The organism is Pseudomonas sp. Root401, assembly GCF_001425105.1.
Classification (GTDB): Bacteria; Pseudomonadota; Gammaproteobacteria; order Pseudomonadales; family Pseudomonadaceae; genus Aquipseudomonas; species Aquipseudomonas brassicacearum.
This window is the reverse complement of record NZ_LMDO01000009.1, coordinates 105,590-124,580: the sequence shown is the minus strand read 5'-3', so window position 1 is coordinate 124,580 and position 18,991 is coordinate 105,590. Positions and strand designations below refer to the sequence as shown.

The window sequence follows — 18,991 nt, the reverse complement described above, 5'->3', positions numbered from 1 at the left end:
TCTTCCAACCTGGGAGCATTGGACGGCTACTTCGGCAAACTCCAGGAAATGCTCAGCGCCTACGGCAGCGCCGAGGGGGCCATCGCCTCGCCGGAGCTGGTGGTGCATTTGCGCAAGCTGCGCGAACAGGTGGAGCTGGACTTTCTCGTCGAAGACATCCCGTTGCTGATCAAGGAGTCCAAGGATGGCATCGGCCGCGTCGGACAAATCGTCAAGGACCTGAAGGACTTCTCTCGCGTCGATTCCAGCCAGGAATGGCAGATGACCAATTTGCAGCAGGGCATGGATTCGACGTTGAACATCGTCGCCAATGAAATCAAGTACAAGGCCGACGTGGTCAAGGAGTACACGCCGTTGCCGGAGGTGGAATGCCTGCCGTCGCAGATCAACCAAGTGATCATGAACCTGATCGTCAACGCCGCCCAGGCCATCGGCCCCGAGCGCGGCACCATCACCCTGCGCAATGGCGTCGGTGATGAAACCGTATGGATCGAAGTCGCCGACAACGGCTCGGGCATTCCCCCCGATACCCTGCAGAAAATCTTCGACCCGTTCTTCACCACCAAACCCGTCGGCCAGGGCACAGGGCTCGGGCTGTCGTTGTCCTACGGCATCGTGAAAAAACACAACGGCGAAATCACGGTACGCAGCGAAGTCGGCGTCGGCACCACCTTCCGCGTGGAATTGCCGGTGCGGCAGATGAAGCAGGCGAGCTGAGCCACACCTGGGGAGAGAAACACTGTAGAAGCTGTGGGAGCTGTGGGAGCTGTGGGAGCTGTGGGAGCAAGGCTTGCCCGCGATGGGGACGACTCGGTAGTTCAGAAACCGAGGCGCCTGTATCGCGAGCAAGCTTTGCTCCCACAGTTTTGCTCCCAGACAGCTTTAATCCCACACACCCTTGTTCCCATGACAATCCCCTCGCCACAGGGTTGCCCGCCGTTTCGCCATCGGCGCAGAATGCCTGCGCTACCCTCCCCCCAAGGAAACCGTATGAGCCTGTCTCTGCTGAGTCGTTACGCCTTCTTTGCCGGCTGCATCATCTTCACCCTCGCCAGCCTGCCGTTCCTGCAATACGACTGGCTCTGGCCGATCACACTGGTGACCGGGTTGCTGAGCCTGCTGGGGCTGTTCGACCTGCTGCAAAGCCGCCACGCCGTACGGCGCAATTACCCGATCCTGGGCAATATCCGCTACCTGGTCGAAGGCATCCGCCCGGAAATCCGCCAGTACCTGCTCGAATCCGACAGCCATGCCCTGCCCTTCTCCCGCGCCCAGCGCTCGCTGGTGTATTCCCGGGCCAAGAACGAAAGCGCCGACAAACCGTTCGGCACCTTGATCGACGTGTACCAGACCGGCTTCGAATTCATCGGCCACTCCATGCGCCCGGCCCCGTTGAGCGATCCCAGCGGTTTTCGCGTGACGGTCGGCGGCCCGCAGTGCACCCAGCCGTACTCGGCGTCGGTGTTCAACATCTCGGCGATGAGTTTCGGCTCCCTGAGCGCCAACGCGATCCGGGCGTTGAACCAGGGGGCCAAGCTCGGCAATTTCGCCCATGACACCGGTGAAGGCAGCATCAGCCCCTACCACCGCGAACACGGTGGCGACCTGACCTGGGAACTGGGCAGCGGTTATTTCGGCTGTCGCACCCCCGACGGTCGCTTCGACCCGGAGCGTTTTGCCGCCCAGGCGCAGAACCCACAGGTGCGAATGATTGAAATCAAGATGAGCCAGGGCGCCAAACCCGGCCATGGCGGGATCTTGCCCAAACACAAGGTCACCCGGGAAATCGCCGAGACCCGGGGCATCCTCATGGGCGAGGATTGTATTTCGCCGTCATGCCACAGCGCGTTTTCCACGCCGATCGAACTGATGCAGTTCGTCCAGCAACTGCGTGAGCTGTCCGGTGGCAAACCGGTGGGCGTCAAGTTCTGCCTGGGTCACCCGTGGGAATTCATGGGCATCGCCAAGGCCATGCTGGAAACCGGGATCCTGCCCGACTTCATCGTGGTCGACGGCAAGGAAGGCGGCACGGGCGCGGCGCCAGTGGAATTCACCGACCACATCGGCGTGCCGTTGCGCGAGGGCCTGCTGTTCGTGCACAACACCCTGGTGGGCCTGAACCTGCGGGACAAGATCAAGCTCGGCGCCAGCGGCAAGATCGTCAGCGCCTTCGACATCGCCAGCGTCCTGGCCATCGGCGCCGACTGGGCCAACGCCGCGCGCGGCTTCATGTTCGCCATCGGCTGCATCCAGTCGCAGAGCTGCCACACCAACAAATGCCCCACCGGCGTCGCCACCCAGGACACCCTGCGCCAGCGCGCCCTGGTCGTCCCGGACAAGGCCCAACGGGTCTACAACTTCCACCGCAATACCCTCAAGGCCCTGGCCGAAATGCTCGCCGCCGCCGGGCTTGAGCATCCGTCACAATTGCAGCCCAAGCATTTGGTGCGGCGTATGTCGGCCACTGAGGTGAAGTTGTTTTCCCAGTTGCATGTGTTCTTGAAGCCGGGGGAATTGCTGACGGGTGAGGTCAATGGGGCGTTTTATTCGCGGATGTGGCAGATGGCGCGGGCGGATAGTTTTGAGCCGCGGGAAATCGCGGCGGCGTAAACATATTATTTCTTTCCGATCCGCAGGCTCTTGTGGCGAGGGAGCCTGCTCCCGCTGGGCTGCATAGCAGTTACAAAGCAGCTGGCGTGGGTTAACGTTTCATCTACGAGTGAGGAGGAGGATCGATAGGTAGGGCAAGCGATTGAAATTTTAATATGGCCGAGTCCCCTATTCTTTTTTCCTCAAGTAGCCTGACACCATATTTCGTCATGAAGTCCTCATTCGGTGGAATAGCGCCATTGCGAAAGAGGTAGTAAAATTTTGCTGGCCGCTCATCCGACACCAGATCGCACACTAATTGATCATGCGATTTGACAATTGATGAAGAGCCCAACAATTTCAAATAAACTCCGAACTCCAAAAACTGCGAAGAATACACCGGCCATGGCTCAGGTTTTTTTATCAATTCTTCGAGCACATCACGTATCTGACTAATTGGCTTCAACTGATTCGCCTCGGTGGGCACGGGCTTGAACTGGGTAAATAACGGAGTCATCGAAAAACTCACAATCAACAACCCCACACCTATTCGAGCCCATCGGCCTTTGAAAAGACTGACCCCAAACCCCATCAACACCAGTACAGCCGGAAGCAATATAATCAAATTACGCATCGTCAATACGGGCTGGACGTAAATAGAACGCAAGTAAGGAACTGCGATACATACCACAACCCACACGCCTAGTACATTGAGACCCACAGCCGCCCCATTACCCCTCAAGCCTTTAGTAACCACGACAATCAACAGAGCTGCCGCCAGAACAGCCAAAGACTGATTACCAAAATACAAAACAAAGAGATCCACAAAAAAACTATCACTGGGTGCTGGAACCCAAAAATCCTTACGATGCAAATTAGAAATCACATAGGACAGTTGTGGTGATAGGCAAAGCAGTATAAAAAGACCCGCGAGTCCGAAGCGATATAATCGCCTCCTATCCCAGGGCAACTCAAACACACCGATCAATACCAAAAGTGCCTGAGCGAGAACGACCAGAAAACCAAAATAATGTGTGCTGACGAGCATTGCAGCCACGACTGAATAGACGAACATATCAACCCCGTGCAGCGTTCGCATCACTCTGACAAACGCCACGAATGACACTGTCGTCAACAACACCAATAATTCATAAGAACGTATCTCTTGAGAATAGACAATCAAATAAAAATTAATCGCTGCAAGCCACGCAGCATACAAACCAACTCGCACGTCAAACGTTTGCCGTCCCAGTATAAACATCGCAGGAATCAACATAATCCCGAACGCAGCGGAAAGATATCTCCCGGCCATCTCACCAAAGCCGAAAACCTTATAAAATCCCCATAACACTATTTGAAAAAATGGCGGATGCACATCGTTCAATGTTCTCTGAAACACGTAAGAAAAACTGTTGTCCGGCTGACTGACCGCCACACTGAACAGCTCATCGAGCCACAAAGAGTCCTCGGTTATATTTCGCAATCGCAGGTAAGCGCCGAATAGCGTCGCGGCTATCAACGATACAAAAATCGTAATACGCTCCCTGTGCAGTTCAATTTTCATCGAGCTGCTTCTCCCTTTGCCCTGCATTGATGAGCACCACACCGCCCAACCCCACCGCAAACCACAACGTCACCAACCTCAGCAAAACCGTCGCCGCCACTGCATCACCCAGCCCCGCGCCACCGGACACCAACAACCCCACCATCACCACTTCCGCACCACCCAATCCGCCCGGCATAAAACTCACAGCACCGGCCAACATTGAAATGGCGTAGATAAACGCCGCGAACCCCAGCGCAACCCCAAGCCCGATGTCCTGCAAGATCCAATAAAACGCCAACGCTTCAAGGCTCCACGCGGCGATCCCCAAGGCCGACGTACCGAACAAACGGTACGGCGTATGGCAGCGACGAACTTGGCGCAGCACATCGACAACACTGCGCAACATTCGGAAAAACCACCCTTGCCGGGCGTCGATGCGCTGCGTGATAGCGGCCACGAATGGCTCATGAGCGATAAACACCACACTGCATATCAGCAGCACCAGGCAAACGAGGATCGGCAACAGCCACTCGCGATGCCCACTCAATCCAAGCAAGGCCAGCACCACCATGGCGAACAGATCCGACAGCCGCTCGCTGAATAAAGCGGCGAAACTATCGGCGTAAGGCACACCCCAACGCCTAAGCAAAACACCGCGCAACGCTTCGCCTGCCTTGCCGGGCGTGGTGGTCAGGGCGAAGCCCGCCAGATAGATTTTCAGGCTTGACCACCAGGGCAGCCGATGCTGCAACGCCTGTAGATACACCTGCCAACGCAAGAAACGCAGGCCGTAACCGAGCAGGACCAAGCCCAAAACCTGCATCGCACCGAACCATCCCACCCGGCTGATCGCATCGCCCACCGCCGACCAGCCGCTCCACAGGGAGACGCCAAGATAGGCCAAGGTCGAACAGACCACCGAACCGATCAGCAGCCGATAGCGCCAGCCCGATAACAGCAGGGCCTGGCTCACAGGTTCAATCTCTTGAACAACGGTCGAGGAAGCGCACGGATGAGGAACATGACCCAGGACCAGAACCTGGGCACATAAAGCACCGCCACCTTGCGCTCGATACCCGCAACAATTCGCCGGGCAACGGCCTCCGGTTGCGCCACCAGAAATGCCGGCAGCGACAACCCTTGGGTCATCGGTGTATCGACAAAACCGGGCTTGATGGTGATGACATGCACACCCGACTTGAACAGCCGTGCCCGCAAGCCTTCGCAAAAAGTGGAGACGGCTGCCTTGGCCGAGCCATACAGATAATTGGAGGGACGCCCCCGATCCCCCGCAACGGAAGAGATAACAGCCAGTGTGCCGCTGCGCTGGGCCGCCAGTAGATTTGCCAACAGCGTCATCAAGGCAATTACGGTGCTGGCATTATTGGCGAACTCAGCCATCGCCAGCTCGACGTTTCGCTCACATGCGGATTGATTGGGCAGCGTGCCGTAGGCGATCAGGCAAATGTCCACGGTTTGCAACGCTCCCAAGCAGCGCTGCAGCATGTCGCGGTGCAGGGTGGTGTCGTTGGCATCCATGACATACGGCACCGCCGCCCTTGCGCCACGAGCAAGCAAGTCTGCGCAAGTTTGCTGCAGTTTTTGCGCGTCCCTGGCCACAAGGAAAAACTCGCACCCGTCATTTGCCCAAAGCCGAGCGCAAGCGTTGGCGATGGCTGAGGTAGCGCCCACGATCAGTATTTTTTTCATCGGGTGACTCGCTGCCAGAAACGGGACATCAGCGCCGGGTCACGCATGGCTTCCAATTGCTCCCAGGCGGGGTAGGCGCGCTGAAAATCGCGGGCGCTCATGTGCGCATCCTTGGCCGGATACAACCGGCCACCGGCCTCATGAACAATGGCATCCAGACGCGGCAGCAAAGCATTGCTCAGGACGCGGTTCTGAGGGAAATCCAAGGCCAGCGACACTCCGGGCATGGGAAAGGACAACAGTCCCGGAGAAGCAACATCGCCACAACGCTTGAGTACCGCAAGAAATGAACCCCCGCCGCAGCGGGAAATGACTCTTAGCAACTGGGCCAGTGCGTCCTCGGCTACCGATTGCGGTATTACGCACTGAAACTGTTGGAACCCCTTGCGCCCGTAGATTCGATTCCAGTGCTCGATGCCGTCCAGCGGATAAAAGAACGGACTGTAGGCAATGGTCCGGGCTTTACGACTCGCCGGTTGCAGATGCCAATAGCAGCGGTTGAACATGCCCACCATGAATGGGTTGACCAAGGACACCGGGGGCCGGACAGGGATGTTCATGGTGCGGGTGGCCGGGGCTTCGAGCGGCCCGTGCTCGCTGTGATCGCCAACGGTAATGACCCCTCGCCCCAAGGCAGCCCCCTTAGCCAGGCAATCGATCCAGGCCACGCTGTATTCATGAGAAGCATCGAGTTCTGTCGACAAGGCAAAGAACTCGCTCAATCGACCAAATCGCGCCCGAGTCGTATCGATCCTGCTGGATCGGATCTTGCGCAGGCGAATGTTCACCCAACTGATAACACCCGTCAGGCCCAAACCGCCGAGGGTGGCGGCAAACCACTGGGGATTTTCCGTCGGCGAACACACCATTGGAGATTGCCCGGACCGGTGTAGGCCAAAGCACAGAACCGAGTGGGCAAACGTCCCGCGGCGGTGGTGATTCTTGCCATGGACATCGTTCGCCACCGCCCCGCCCAGCGTCACATGGCGGGTTCCCGGGGTAACTTGTAGGAACCACCCGCGAGGAACCGCCAGTTCAAGCATCTCGCCCAGGGTAACGCCAGCCTCGGCACAGACTTCTCCCGTTTGCCAATCGGCCTCGATGAAATGGTTCAAGGGACGCAGGTGCAATACGTGAGCACTTTCGGCCAGGCAACTGTCACCGTAACTGCGGCCATTGCCGAACGGTAACGTCGAGCCATGCTCATCGGTCACTCGCAGCAATTGGTCGTCGAGATCATTTCGCCAGGCACAAGGGTGAGCCGCTTGCGGCTCAGCGGGATATTGCCCCCACGACGTCAATGGGATGCTCATCACTGAGATTGCGCCGAAGTTGTGATGAAAGAGGCTTCGAGGTCACTGCAGTTACTCATGCAGCGCTCCAGAAAACCAAGAAAAACAGCCCACCGACAATCAGGCTCAAGGGATCCTTGAGGGCGAACACCACCGGATCGTCTTTCATCAATCCGCGGTGGGTAAGAATCCAGATCCGGGTGACCCAGAACAGCAACAAGGGGCAAGCAAGCCAGATGATTTGAGGATGGTCGTACAGAACGACAGTCGCGCTGTCGCGGATGTACAGCGCCAACACCATTACAGCGAGATAGCCTGAGGCCGCGCCTAGCGATGACAGCATGGCCATGTCGGCGGGGTAATAATCACGGCCGCTGGCTTTATCAGCCCCCCCGCTGCGCGATACCACAAGCAGTTCCGTGTAACGTTTGACCAGCGCAAGGCTCAGGAAAATAAACATGGAAAACGCGAGCATCCATGCCGTCAGTTCCAGATTGAATGCCGCGCCCCCCGCGATGATTCGCAACGTGTAGAGCAGCGCCAACGTAATCACATCCAATGTCATGACCCGCTTTAACTTAAGCGAATAGGCCAAGGTCAAAACGTAGTAGAACGCCAGCACCAGAACGAATTGCGAGGGAAGCCACAACCAGGCGCCTCCCAACGATGCAACCAACAGCAAAGGACAGATCATCAGGCCGGACTTGATCGAAAGGTGTCCGCTGGCAAAAGGTCTAGCGCGTTTGGTCGGATGCCTGCGATCGTCTTCCAGATCCAGCAAGTCATTCAGGACATAGACGCCGGAGGCACATAACCCGAAAAACAGAAATGCCAGTAGGCCATGCCAGAACAACAGCGGATTGGCGATCTGGTGCGCCGCCAGCAAAGGTACGAAAATCAGCGCATTTTTAACCCATTGATGAATGCGCAACGCCTTGCGCCAAACACCGAACCCTGTCGAGCCAGAACGGATCGGTTGCACCACGTTGTCCAGGCCTTTGATCCCGAGTGAGACAAACGCTGAGGCATTGACCACATAGGCATGTCTGGCAGAGCGCCATATCTGCAGATCATCCAGGGAGTTGCCGACGTAATCGAACCCCCGTTCACCGAACGATTCGATCAATAAATCACGTTTGTGATGACCCGACAGATTGCATTCCAATCGGGTCGCGAATATGTCGTCGAACACTTGCAGATGCTCGCCGATCCGCCGCGCCAATGAGTGATAGCTGGCGGTGGCCAGCACGATCTTGCGCCCCAGGCGGCGCTGCTCCTCGATCATGGCCAACACGTCGAGGTCGTAAGGCAGCAGGCTGACATCGATATAAGTTGATTGAGCCAACTGTTTCTTCAGGTAGGCCTTGCCGTGAACGAGCCAGCCCAAAAGGCTGAAGCATCTCCATGGTTGGCTGCGAACGAAAGCCATTGCGCATTCAAAAAGAACATCTGACTTTAGGAGCGTTCCGTCCAGATCAACGACGAAGGGAATCGAAGACTCAGGGCCTTTAACGGTTGACGGCAAGGCTTGCTGGGAGGCGCTCATACCCGATGATGACCACGAAGCCATTTAAACCGGAAAAAACCGTACCCCATCAACAGACTCAGCAATGAATACGAGACCAGAGTCATCCATCCAGGTAAATGCCGGGCATCGCTGATCGAGCCGATTCCATAGCTCAAGGCACCCATCGCGCCATTGAGCAACAGATAACCGCGTCGTGACTCCCCGGGCTCGAAGATATAAAGCGAATTCACATAAAACGAAAACGCCCCCGCCACACAAAACGCGGCAAGGTTACTGGTCCCCTGGGCAAGCCCAGTGGTGCCGTAGAGCACAAAAAAGACCTGCCAATGAATCAATCCATTGGCCAGGGCGATGACCGTCAATGCAGAAAAGTCCTTCATTGTGGTGCCTTGCCATTTCCCAACTGACGGGCCTTTAAAGCTATGCCACGGTGCCGGGCCCATCTACTGTCAGACCTTACAGGTCAGGCGCTGATTCCGACGGATGGTTAGTTACAGCGCCCATAAAAAAAAAGCCCCGATCATCCGACCGGGGCTCTGTTTACATCGCGGTTAATCTACGAAGCTGAACGCACCGAACCCTGCACATCACCCGTCGGCTGCAACTTGAAGGTATAAAACAGCCCCGTCAGCAGCACCAGGAACGCCGGGCCCACATACAAGGCCACGCGGGTATCCGGGAAGTACGCCATCAGGCCCACCACCAGCACCAGGAAGGCCAGCGCCAGGTACGAGCTGACCGGGTACAGCCACATGCGGTATTTCAGGGCCGCACGCTCGGAAGCACTCAAGCCTTTGCGGAACTTGAGCTGGGCCAGCAGGATCATCACCCAGGTCCAGATCGCGCCGAACGTGGCAATCGACGTCACCCAGACGAAGACTTTCTCCGGCACCAGGTAATTGAGCAGCACGCCCAGCAGCAAGGCGGCGATGGACAGCAGCAATGCGCGACGTGGTACGCCGTTGCTGGAAGTCTTGGCGAAACCGGCCGGGGCCTGGCCATTTTGCGCCAGGCTGTAGAGCATCCGCCCGGTGCTGAAGATCCCGCCGTTGCAGGACGACAGTGCGGCGGTGATCACCACGAAATTGATGATGCCGGCGGCGGTCTTGATGCCCAGGCGCTCGAAGGTCATCACGAACGGGCTGCCCTGGGTGCCGATCTCGTTCCACGGGTAGATCGACAGGATCACGAACAGCGCGCCAACGTAGAACAGCAGGATTCGCCAGAACACCGAGCCGATGGCGTTGGGGATGGTTTTCTGCGGGTTCTTCGCCTCACCGGCGGTCAGGCCGATCATCTCCACGCCCAGATAGGCGAACATCACCATTTGCAGGGACATCAACACGCCGGACACGCCGTTGGGCATGAAGCCGCCGTGGGTCCAGAGGTTGGAAATGCCCAGGGCCACGCCGTCATTACCGAAGCCGAAGGCAATGATGCCGACACCACCGATGACCATGGCGATGATGGTGACGATCTTGATCAGGGCGAACCAGAATTCGAACTCACCGAAGGCCTTGACCGCGATCAGGTTGATCGAGCCCATGCTGATCAGCGCCGCCAGGGCCCAGATCCAGCGGGGCACATCAGGGAACCAGATGCCCATGTACACCGCCACCGCGGTGATTTCCGCCACGCAGGTCACCAGCCACAGGAACCAGTAGTTCCAACCGGTCAGGAAGCCTGCCAGCGGGCCGAGGTAGTCCTGGGCATAGCGGCTGAACGAACCGGCCACCGGGTTATGCACGGCCATTTCGCCAAGGGCGCGCATGATCACCAGGATCGCCAGGCCGCCAAGGATGTAGGACAGCATGATCGTCGGACCGGCCATTTCAATGGCCTTGGCCGAACCGAGGAACAGCCCGACACCGATGCAGGCGCCGAGCGCCATCAGGCGGATATGCCGCTCACCGAGTTCACGTTTGAGCGGACCACCCTGGGTGGTCTCGCCATGGGGCAGATGATTGCCTACAGGCATAGGGATACAACCTCGTCTTGTTATTGGATTAGCCACCGAGTGTCCAAAGCCACAGGCCGGTGAGCCTGCCGCCTTGCCGAAACCGGGTCTGTCTTGTGGGCAGACCGTCCTGTGGAACGACAACCTCAGGATCAGCGGGCCATGCAGTATAAAAAGCCAGGGATAGAGAGTTTCACTGTAAAACCTGGGAAATTCAGGGATAAGCCTGCGCCACAAGTGGCTTTTGGAGAGGCGTTGTCTGGGATTACAGGTCATAAGGAAACGGCGCCGAGTATTGCACAGCAATGGTGCAGCGTCATGTCTGGGCGCAGACCGATGGCTCTAGTGCGTGGGAATGTCGCCAGGGACGCTCCGCGTTCCGGTTCTGGAAGGTGACGCAGAGCGTCACGGGATGCATTCCCACGCAGAGCGTGGGAACGATCACACAAGTGCTCGCGTATGGGCTTGCCGACAATTTCCCCTCCCCCCACGCCAACCACCGTCTAAGCTTCAAGCAAGTCCGATCAATCTGCGTGAATGGATCAGTCGACTATGGGCGCTTTGTGGCAAACCGATTCGAATGAACCTGTGGTCCCGACTGAACGTATGGAAGAAGCGCCTTTACCTCAAAAAAAACGCCGCCCACGGCATGGCTGGCGGGCATTCTGGTTGTTGCTGCTGATTATCGTGGTGGTGGTCGGCCTGGCGGTGGCCAAGGAAATGCGCACGTCGCGGTTTCAGGCCCGGGAGATCAGCAAATACGCTGCGTCCCTGAGCTATGCGGTGCAGCCGGGGCCCAGCGATGCCATCGTCTACCCGGGCGCGGGCCCGTTCGACCGGCGCCTGGGCTACAGCGCGCTGGGGGAATTCCTGCCGCGCCTGCTCAAGCGCGACTACGTGATCCAGGCCCAGGCGCGGTTCTCGCCGGCCTTGATGGGCTACGTCGAAAAAGGCCTGTTCGTACCCTATGCGGAAAAGATCCAGGCCGGCCTGACCATCACCGACTGCCGCGCCGCACCGGTCTATCAGTTCAAGTACCCGCAGCAACTGTATGCGAACTTCGAAGCGATCCCGCCCGTGGTGGTGCAGAGCCTGTTGTTTATCGAGAACCGCTTCCTGCTCGACCCCAAGCAACCTTTGGCCAACCCGGCGGTGGACTGGCCACGCTTCGGCATGGCGGCCTGGTCGCAGGTCGCCAAGCTGTTGAGCCTGCCCGGGCAGTCCGCTGGGGGCAGCACGCTGGCGACACAACTGGAGAAGTACCGTCACTCGCCTGAGGGCCTGACCGTGTCCGGCGCGGAGAAAATCCGCCAGATGATTTCCGCCAGCGTGCGGGCTTATCAGGCCGGCCCGCAAACCCTTGAGGCGCGGCAGCGAATCATTCGCGACTACCTCAACAGCGTACCGCTCTCCGCCGTGCCCGGGCATGGGGAAGTCCATGGCATGGCTGAAGGCTTGCGGGTCTGGTACGGCGCCGATTTCAAGCGCGCCAATGAACGTCTGTTCAGTACCGCCAACGACCCCAAGAGCCTGGCGGAAAAAGGCTTGGCCCTGCGGGAAATGCTGTCGTTGATGATCGCCCAGCGCCGCCCCTCTCATTACCTGTCCAAGGGCCACGATGAACTGGCGCGCCTGACCGACAGCCACATCCGGCTGTTGGCGCAGAACGGCGTGATCGATGCGGCACTGTCGGGGGCGGCCCTGGCGAGCCAGGTCAGTTATCGCGACTGGGTCCAGGACCCGACCGTCCAGCCCAACGAAACCAACAAAGGCATCAGCGCCGCCCGCAGTCGCCTCGCCGCCCTGCTCAATCGTCCGCTGTACGACCTCGATCGCCTTGACCTGTCCGCCACCAGCACCTTGCAAAGCGACTTGCAGGCCCAGGCCACCGAATACCTCAAGCGCCTGGCCGACCCGGCCTTCGCGACCGAGATCGGCCTGATGGGCGAACGCCTGCTGACCCCCACCAGCACCACCCAGGTGCGCTACAGCTTCACCCTGCTGGAACTGACCCCCGACGGCTCGCGCGTGCGAGTGCAGACCGACAGCACCGACCAGCCCTTCGACATCAACGAAGGCAGCAAGCTGGAACTGGGCTCCACTGCCAAGTTGCGGGTGCTCACCACGTATCTGCAGATCATCGCCGAGCTGCACGAGCGCTATGCCCAGCAAACCCCGGCGGCGTTGAAGAAAGTCGATATCGCCGAACAGGACCGCCTCTCCCGCTGGGCGGTCGACTACCTGATCCAGGACACCGACCGCAGCCTGCCGAAAATGCTCGAGGCCGCGCTGGACCGCACCTATTCAGCCAGTCCCGGCGAGGCGTTCTTCACGGGCGGCGGGCTGCATACCTTCAACAACTTCCGTAAAGAAGACAACGGCCGCATCCCCACGCTGCGCGACTCCCTGCGGGAATCGATCAACCTGCCGTTCATCCGCCTGATGCGCGACCTGGTGCGCTACGCCACTTATGCTGGCCCCAATAACAGTTCCGAGTTGCTCAAGGACGACAAGGACCCGCGCCGCCAGGAATACCTGGCCCAGTTCGCGGACCGCGAAGGCACCGCGTTCCTGCTCAGGTTCTGGAAAAAGTATCAGAAAAAGGACACCGGCCAACGCCTGGAAACCTTCCTCGACGGCATGCGCCCCACGGCGATCCGTCTGGCCGCCGTGCACCGTTATTTCTTTCCCAACGACAGCCAGGAGAGCTTCAACCGCTTCGTGCGCGCGCACTTGAAGTCGGCCAAGAGCGCCGAAAAACTCACCGACGAACGCCTGGAACGGCTCTACCAGAGCTACGGCCCCGGCGCCTATGACCTGCCGGACCAAGGCTTCATCGCCAAGGTCCACCCGCTGGACCTGTGGTTGATGGGTTACCTGCTGAACAACCCCGACGCCAAGTTCAGCCAGATCGTCAAGGCCAGTGAGTTCGAGCGCCAGGAAGTCTACAGCTGGCTGTTCAAGAGCCGGCACAAGAGTGCCCGCGACAGTCGCATCCGCACCATGCTGGAGATCGAAGCCTTCCTGGATATCCATCAGCGCTGGCAACAAGTCGGCTACCCCTTCGACCACCTGGTGCCGTCGCTGGCCACCGCCATCGGCAGCTCCGGTGACCGCCCCGCCGCGCTGGCAGAACTGGTGGGCACTATCCTCAACGATGGCATCCGGCAGCCGGCACTGCGTGTCGACAGCCTGGACTTTGCCGTCAATACGCCCTACGAAACACGCCTGGTGAGCGACCCGGATAACGGCAAGCGCGTAATGCCCGTAGAAGTAGCCCGGGCCTTGCGCGGTGCGTTGTCACAAGTGGTGGATGCCGGCACCGCCAAACGCGTGGCCGGCAGTTTCAAACTCGCCGATGGCACACCGTTGGCCATGGGCGGCAAGACCGGTACCGGTGACAACCGCATCGAAGCCGTCGGTTCCGGTGGACGGGTGATCAGCTCCAAATCGATCAACCGCACCGCCACTTTCGTGTTCTACATAGGCGACAGCCATTTCGGCACACTGACCGCCTTCGTGCCCGGTGCGTCGGCGCAAAACTTCAAGTTCACCTCGGCGTTGCCGGTGCAGGTGCTCAAAGGCATGGCGCCGTTCCTCTCGCCCTACTTGCAGCCGGGCAGTCACACCCAATGCAAACCACTGGTGGCGCTGCGACAGAACTAAGGGGTTACGCGAGGCACCGCGTCAAAGATCACGGTCAAGTCGGCGGTGTACAGGCCGTGCTGACCGTCATAGACCTTGTCCGAGGCCATGATGTGCATGTCCGCCTGGGTGCCAGGCGTGGACGTTGCGTCATCCACCACTTCCTGGGACACACCGGTCAGGCGGATACTGTTGAACCTGACAAGCAGGGGAATGGCGTCGCTGCCGTTGGTCAACCACGCCCGGCCGCCCTCGAGATAGGCATGGACCGAGCCATCGGTGTGCTTCACATCGAAGGTCTGGCGCAGCGGGCTCAGTTGGCTGTTCACCGGGTCGAAGTGCATGACCTCATCCTTGCCGAAGTCCGGATTGCGCGGCTGCACATGGAACTGCTTGTTGGGAATGTTCGCGGTGATATGGATGGCGGTGCGTGCATCATCAGCCGCCAGCACCAGTGAAGGACTCAGGGTTGCAAGGGTCGTCATGAACATCACTTTTCTAAACATGCTTGATACCTTTCCAGAGTAATGAAACGAAGTGGAGACCGCCTTGTGGCGAGGGCGCTTGCTCCCGCCGGTTGCACCTGCAGCTGCGTGGGAATGCATCCCGTGACGCTCTGCGTCACCTTCCAGAACCGGAACGCGGAGCGTCCCTGGCGACATTCCCACGCAGGAGCGTGGGAACGATCGAGATCAAAAGATCGCAGGCTTCGCCAGCTCCTACAGAACCGAGACGCCCGTAGCCCGTATTCCAACCCACACCTTTGTTCCTCACGGCGCAATGGCATCGAACACCATGTGTACCGTGCCGTAGTAATCGCCGGGCTTGTAGTCGTCGGCGGGTTTGATGGCGGCGATTTCCAGCGGCACCTGGCGGCCGGGCCGGGCCTCGATGGCTGACACCACGTGATTCGAATCCAGGGTCAACTCGACGTTGTTGAACCGTACCCGCAGGTCGATGCGCTCACGGCCGTTGGACAGGTACGCCTCTTCGGCCAGACGCGCGCCGATAGCACCGTTGCTGTTCTTCACCTCGTAGGTCGCCCGCAACGGGCTGAGCTCGTTGGTGATGGTGCTGAAGGGCAAGCGTTGTTCACGCTGGACCAACTGCGGGTCGAGGGGCAGCACATAGAAATCCAGCGTCGGGATGGTCACGTAGAGTTCGAAGGTTTCCCGTTCGACCGCGCCCCAGGCCGGACTCCAGGGCAACATCAGAGCGGTCAATGCGAGGGGACTTAGCAGTGTCTTGAACATTTTGATTACCTGTGGCGTCAACGACGGTTTGGCGACGGCAACCGTCAACCCTTGATCTCGACGGTCTTGCTCTGCCCGCCTTCGATCAGCGTGAAGCGATATTCACGCCCCGCCTCCTTGTCGAACGAAAACGCGCGACCGGCCATGACGTGGTGTTTGGTGGTCGGCCGGCAGTCGTTTTCTTTCTTCACGGCACAGTCCTTGAACTCGTCGAGCACCAGGACGCTATTGCCGTTGTTGCGCATCACGTAGCGACTGGCGCTGTCATCGATCACCGTCTCGAAACGGGTGTCCTTGGGACGCACAAAGAACACCGTGCCGTAGCCCGCCAGGACCTTGACCCCCGCCGCCACGCGCTCTTTCTTGTACTCTTCGCGCTCCTCGGCGCTGACGGCAAATTCGTCCTCCGCTTCCGGCACCACCGGCACGAAACGCACCCGGAAGTAACGCTCCTTGTCACGGTTGCCCATGAACAGCAAGCGTGTGCCCTGCATGCCGTTGGCCGGCACGATCAGCCGCGCCGGGCTGGCCATCAGGCCGTCCTTGGCCATGGCACTGGCCTGGTTCTGCAGCGGCACTTCCTGATAGGTGCCGTCCTCGTTGTAGATGATTTCCAGGATGTTGACCTTGACGAATGCCGTGGACGTCCCGCCGTTGAACACCCGTTTCATGTAGGTGCTTTTGTCGCCGTCCAGGTAGTCGTAGACCACCCCGACACCAATCTGCGGCCCGGCCTGGGCCATGCCGCAAAACATATAAAAACCAATCCATGCCCATAGATGCTTCATCACTTTTTCAACCTCATGCATTAAACGTAATTCACTGAATATGGCTGGCCCTAAGGGCACTCAGACTTCCGAATCCCAGATCACCGTGACGTTGCCGGTATAAGCCTTGGCGCCGCTGTCGAGCATTGCTTCGACGCTGGTGCGGGCCACTTCGAAATGCAGGGTGCCGGGCCGGCGATCGATGTAAAAACCCGGCTGGAACAGCTCGGTGCCACTGCCGTCACGCAGTAACCGACGGTGGTTGACAGGCTGATCAGCCGCGTCCGTCAAACCGTCGGGCAGGCTCACGCTGATATCTACTGGCACGGCATGGCCGGAACCGGCCTCCGATACGGCACAGGTATTGCCGCTGACGTGCTGGCACTCGAGCATCATCTTGAAACGTGAGGACGTAGAAATATGGAAGCGCTGGTCACGAAACAGGCGGGTCGGCTTGCGCCCGCTGTTCAACCAGGATTGCCAGCCTTCCTGGGGTACGAGCTCTACTCGATTGCCGCCTGGGGGCACGTCGATCTTGAGCGTGTGTTCGACATCCAGTTTGAAGTTGAGGGTTATCACCGAATCACTGGCAACCATGACATCGCCCATGTCGACGTCTCGACCCGGCCCGACACCGTAGGTAATCGACCCTGTGTATTGGCCGGACGACATCCTCAGTGGGTTGGGTGTGCGCAGTTCGTAAGCAAAATCCAGATAGTTGTATCTCAGGGAAGGAACCAAATAATTGGCCCTTTTTGCACACGTCCCCTCTGTAGGGGTTTTCCAGAAGAACTTATAGGTTCTCTCGGTGTACCAACCAAGGCCGCTGTACCGACAGGGCGAGGGAGCATAGACCCAGGCAAGACCATTCCATAACAACTCATGGGCTCTCCAAACGCTCACGCCTCCGCCTACCAGATCGACCGCACTGCTCGGGAGTTCATGCAGTGCCCCCAAACCGGACCAACGCACTTCAACGAGTGCCGTTTCACCTGTACCGGTATGAGTCACTTGCGTGATGCGCCAGTCGGCGGGCACATTGAACATCGCACCTTGCCGGGGATCCCCATGATTCGCCTGGATGGGACCGTTCGAATTGAAGTTGATTGGCAAGCGGATGCTGAAGGTCGAACTCCCACATTGCGATGGATACTCTTGGCAATAACCGCTACTAGGCGTGGTGTTGACGAATGTATTCTGCTGAGGCTTCGAAGGGTCGGGCCTGAACAATGCGGTGATGTTCTGGTTCAATGCATCGGCCGTCGATGCACAGGTCAACACCATCACCGATACCAAGCCTTGCACTGCCGTTGGTAACTGCTTCATCTCTACCTCACCCTCAAATCGGCTCGGACTGCCCAAGCCACTCCTTTTTAAACTTCCGAATCCCAGATCACTGTGACGTTGCCGGTATAGGCCTTGGCGCCGCTGTCGAGCATCTCCTCGACGCTGCTGCGGGCCACTTCAAAGTGCAGGGTGCCCGGCCGGCGATCGACATAGAAACCGGGCTGGAACAGTTCGGTGCCGCTGCCGTCACGCAGCAACCGGCGACGGTTGACCGGCTGACCGGCGGCGTCGGTCAAGCCATCGGGCAGGCTGACGCTGACATCCACCGGCACGGCATGACCGGTGCCGGCTTCGGAGATCGCGCAGGTATTGCCACTGATGATTTGGCATTCGAGCGCCATCTTGAAACGTGAGGAAGCGGAGATATGGAAGCGCTGGTCACGGAACAGCCGCGTTGGTTTGCGGCCGCTGTTCAGCCAGGATTGCCAGCCTTCCTGGGGGACCAGTTCCACGCGGTTGCCGCCGGGGGGGACTTCCACCTGGAGGGTGTGTTGGACTTCAAGATTGAAATTGAGCGTGAGCGCCGAATCGTTGGGGAGCATGACATCGCCCATGTCAATGTCCTGCCCGGGCCCGACGCTATAAGTCAGCGACCCGGTGTATTGGCCGGAGGACATTTTCAGTGGGTTGGGGGTGCGCAGTTCGTAGGCAAAGTCCAGATAGCGGTAAGAAAAGCCAGGGATCAAATAATTGGCCCCTTTTGCACACACGCCCTCTACCGGAGTTTTCCAGAAGAAGGTGTAGTCGGTATTGGTATACCACCCTATACCGCTGTATCTACAAGGCGTGGGGGCATATACCCAACTAAGGCCGTTCCATAACCGTTGATGGGCGATCAAGAGCGACACGCCGCCACCTACCAAGTCGATGACGTCACCAGAGAGTCGGTATGTCGAACCTATACCGGACCAGCGCACTTCAACGACTTCCGTTTCACCCGTCGCTGAATGGGTCACCTGTGTCGTGCGCCAAGTGGTAGGGAGTTTAAACATCGCGCCCTGTCGAGCATCCCCATGGTTGGCTTGAATAGGACTGGTCGAACTGAAAATAAAGGGCAACCGAATGCTGAACATCTTTGTTGCCCTGCATTCCGACGGATATTGTGCGCAGTAACCGCTAACAGGCGTGGTATTGAGAAAGGTATTTTCGTTGGGTTTCGATGAGTCAGGCCTGAACAGTGCGCTAATGTCCTGGGTCAAGGCATTGGCCGTAGGCACACACGCAAACAACAACACCGAGACCACGCTGCGCACTGCAACCGATAAGGGTTTCATTTATACAACCTCATACATCAAGACAAATCATTGCAAATAGGTGGTGAGCAACTCACCTGTGGGAGCAAGGCTTGCCCGCGATG

Annotated in this window: 15 protein-coding genes; 3 read left to right on the top strand and 12 right to left on the bottom strand. The window is 58.6% G+C overall.

Annotation, left to right across the window (positions count from 1 at the left end; all coding sequences use genetic code 11):
• The first annotated feature begins 48 nt into the window (after window positions 1–48).
• Both ASC85_RS33775 and ASC85_RS08795 read left to right on the top strand, forming a co-directional pair.
• Window positions 49–717 (top strand): ATP-binding protein, encoded by a 669-nt coding sequence (locus ASC85_RS33775; protein WP_442966201.1) that lies wholly within the window; start codon window positions 49–51, stop codon window positions 715–717.
• Between the two features lie 273 nt (window positions 718–990).
• A complete protein-coding gene (locus ASC85_RS08795) occupies window positions 991–2,610 on the top strand; it encodes an FMN-binding glutamate synthase family protein (RefSeq protein ID WP_057449025.1) in 1,620 nt (539 codons plus the stop codon).
• Window positions 2,611–2,713: 103 nt separating this feature from the next.
• Here the strand turns inward: ASC85_RS08795 and ASC85_RS08790 are convergent, their stop codons facing one another.
• From ASC85_RS08790 to ASC85_RS08760, 7 genes are all read right to left on the bottom strand, one after another.
• The gene (locus ASC85_RS08790) at window positions 2,714–4,153 is read right to left on the bottom strand and encodes a glycosyltransferase family 39 protein (protein WP_057449024.1); all 1,440 of its coding nucleotides are present in this window, start codon (window positions 4,151–4,153) and stop codon (window positions 2,714–2,716) included.
• Window positions 4,143–5,108 carry a lysylphosphatidylglycerol synthase transmembrane domain-containing protein gene (locus ASC85_RS08785; protein ID WP_057449023.1) on the bottom strand — a complete coding sequence of 322 codons (966 nt, stop codon included), beginning with the start codon at window positions 5,106–5,108 and terminating at the stop codon, window positions 4,143–4,145. Before ASC85_RS08785 ends, ASC85_RS08790 begins: the two co-directional genes overlap by 11 nt.
• Window positions 5,105–5,845, bottom strand: a complete 741-nt coding sequence (locus ASC85_RS08780) for an SDR family oxidoreductase (RefSeq protein ID WP_057449022.1) — start codon at window positions 5,843–5,845, stop codon at window positions 5,105–5,107. The genes ASC85_RS08785 and ASC85_RS08780 overlap by 4 nt, the downstream gene beginning before the upstream one ends.
• Window positions 5,842–7,158 (bottom strand): FAD-binding oxidoreductase, encoded by a 1,317-nt coding sequence (locus ASC85_RS08775; protein ID WP_057449021.1) that lies wholly within the window; start codon window positions 7,156–7,158, stop codon window positions 5,842–5,844. Before ASC85_RS08775 ends, ASC85_RS08780 begins: the two co-directional genes overlap by 4 nt.
• A 55-nt stretch (window positions 7,159–7,213) precedes the next feature.
• A complete protein-coding gene (locus ASC85_RS08770; protein WP_057449020.1) occupies window positions 7,214–8,683 on the bottom strand; it encodes a UbiA family prenyltransferase in 1,470 nt (489 codons plus the stop codon).
• On the bottom strand, window positions 8,680–9,045 hold the full coding sequence (locus tag ASC85_RS08765) for a GtrA family protein (RefSeq protein WP_057449019.1): 366 nt from the start codon (window positions 9,043–9,045) through the stop codon (window positions 8,680–8,682). Before ASC85_RS08765 ends, ASC85_RS08770 begins: the two co-directional genes overlap by 4 nt.
• A 176-nt stretch (window positions 9,046–9,221) precedes the next feature.
• Complete coding sequence (locus tag ASC85_RS08760) at window positions 9,222–10,643, bottom strand: amino acid permease (protein WP_057449018.1); 1,422 nt, start codon at window positions 10,641–10,643, stop codon at window positions 9,222–9,224.
• A 531-nt stretch (window positions 10,644–11,174) separates the two neighbouring features.
• On the opposite strand from ASC85_RS08760, the gene ASC85_RS08755 reads away from it, so the two are divergent.
• Entirely contained in the window at window positions 11,175–14,288 is a 3,114-nt protein-coding gene (locus tag ASC85_RS08755) for a transglycosylase domain-containing protein (protein ID WP_057449017.1), read from the top strand.
• On the opposite strand, the gene ASC85_RS08750 is transcribed toward ASC85_RS08755, so the two are convergent.
• The 5 genes from ASC85_RS08750 to ASC85_RS08730 all read right to left on the bottom strand — a co-directional run bounded on the left by ASC85_RS08750 (window position 14,285) and on the right by ASC85_RS08730 (window position 18,908).
• Complete coding sequence (locus ASC85_RS08750; protein ID WP_057449016.1) at window positions 14,285–14,773, bottom strand: CS1 type fimbrial major subunit; 489 nt, start codon at window positions 14,771–14,773, stop codon at window positions 14,285–14,287. The two genes, ASC85_RS08755 and ASC85_RS08750, sit on opposite strands and share 4 nt — an antisense overlap.
• Before the next feature lie 264 nt (window positions 14,774–15,037).
• Window positions 15,038–15,520: a CS1 type fimbrial major subunit gene (locus tag ASC85_RS08745; RefSeq protein ID WP_043043016.1), complete on the bottom strand. Its 483-nt coding sequence runs from the start codon at window positions 15,518–15,520 to the stop codon at window positions 15,038–15,040.
• A 44-nt stretch (window positions 15,521–15,564) separates the two neighbouring features.
• The gene (locus ASC85_RS08740) at window positions 15,565–16,308 is read right to left on the bottom strand and encodes a hypothetical protein (RefSeq protein ID WP_057449035.1); all 744 of its coding nucleotides are present in this window, start codon (window positions 16,306–16,308) and stop codon (window positions 15,565–15,567) included.
• Between the two features lie 60 nt (window positions 16,309–16,368).
• Complete coding sequence (locus tag ASC85_RS08735) at window positions 16,369–17,613, bottom strand: hypothetical protein (protein ID WP_057449015.1); 1,245 nt, start codon at window positions 17,611–17,613, stop codon at window positions 16,369–16,371.
• Window positions 17,614–17,660: 47 nt separating this feature from the next.
• The gene (locus tag ASC85_RS08730; RefSeq protein ID WP_057449014.1) at window positions 17,661–18,908 is read right to left on the bottom strand and encodes a hypothetical protein; all 1,248 of its coding nucleotides are present in this window, start codon (window positions 18,906–18,908) and stop codon (window positions 17,661–17,663) included.
• Between the last annotated feature and the right edge of the window lie 83 nt (window positions 18,909–18,991).

Bases quoted from the DNA above. Each gene is read 5' to 3' on its own strand.
- ASC85_RS08795 (WP_057449025.1), top strand. From the start codon at position 991: ATGAGCCTGTCTCTGCTGAGTCGTTACGCCTTCTTTGCCGGCTGCATC.
- ASC85_RS08740 (WP_057449035.1), bottom strand. From the start codon at position 16,308: ATGAAGCATCTATGGGCATGGATTGGTTTTTATATGTTTTGCGGCATG.
- ASC85_RS08775 (WP_057449021.1), bottom strand. From the start codon at position 7,158: ATGAGCATCCCATTGACGTCGTGGGGGCAATATCCCGCTGAGCCGCAA.
- ASC85_RS08730 (WP_057449014.1), bottom strand. From the start codon at position 18,908: ATGAAACCCTTATCGGTTGCAGTGCGCAGCGTGGTCTCGGTGTTGTTG.
- ASC85_RS33775 (WP_442966201.1), top strand. From the start codon at position 49: ATGCTCAGCGCCTACGGCAGCGCCGAGGGGGCCATCGCCTCGCCGGAG.
- ASC85_RS08745 (WP_043043016.1), bottom strand. From the start codon at position 15,520: ATGTTCAAGACACTGCTAAGTCCCCTCGCATTGACCGCTCTGATGTTG.
- ASC85_RS08750 (WP_057449016.1), bottom strand. From the start codon at position 14,773: ATGTTTAGAAAAGTGATGTTCATGACGACCCTTGCAACCCTGAGTCCT.
- ASC85_RS08765 (WP_057449019.1), bottom strand. From the start codon at position 9,045: ATGAAGGACTTTTCTGCATTGACGGTCATCGCCCTGGCCAATGGATTG.
- ASC85_RS08760 (WP_057449018.1), bottom strand. From the start codon at position 10,643: ATGCCTGTAGGCAATCATCTGCCCCATGGCGAGACCACCCAGGGTGGT.
- ASC85_RS08735 (WP_057449015.1), bottom strand. From the start codon at position 17,613: ATGAAGCAGTTACCAACGGCAGTGCAAGGCTTGGTATCGGTGATGGTG.
- ASC85_RS08790 (WP_057449024.1), bottom strand. From the start codon at position 4,153: ATGAAAATTGAACTGCACAGGGAGCGTATTACGATTTTTGTATCGTTG.
- ASC85_RS08755 (WP_057449017.1), top strand. From the start codon at position 11,175: ATGGGCGCTTTGTGGCAAACCGATTCGAATGAACCTGTGGTCCCGACT.
- ASC85_RS08770 (WP_057449020.1), bottom strand. From the start codon at position 8,683: ATGAGCGCCTCCCAGCAAGCCTTGCCGTCAACCGTTAAAGGCCCTGAG.
- ASC85_RS08780 (WP_057449022.1), bottom strand. From the start codon at position 5,845: ATGAAAAAAATACTGATCGTGGGCGCTACCTCAGCCATCGCCAACGCT.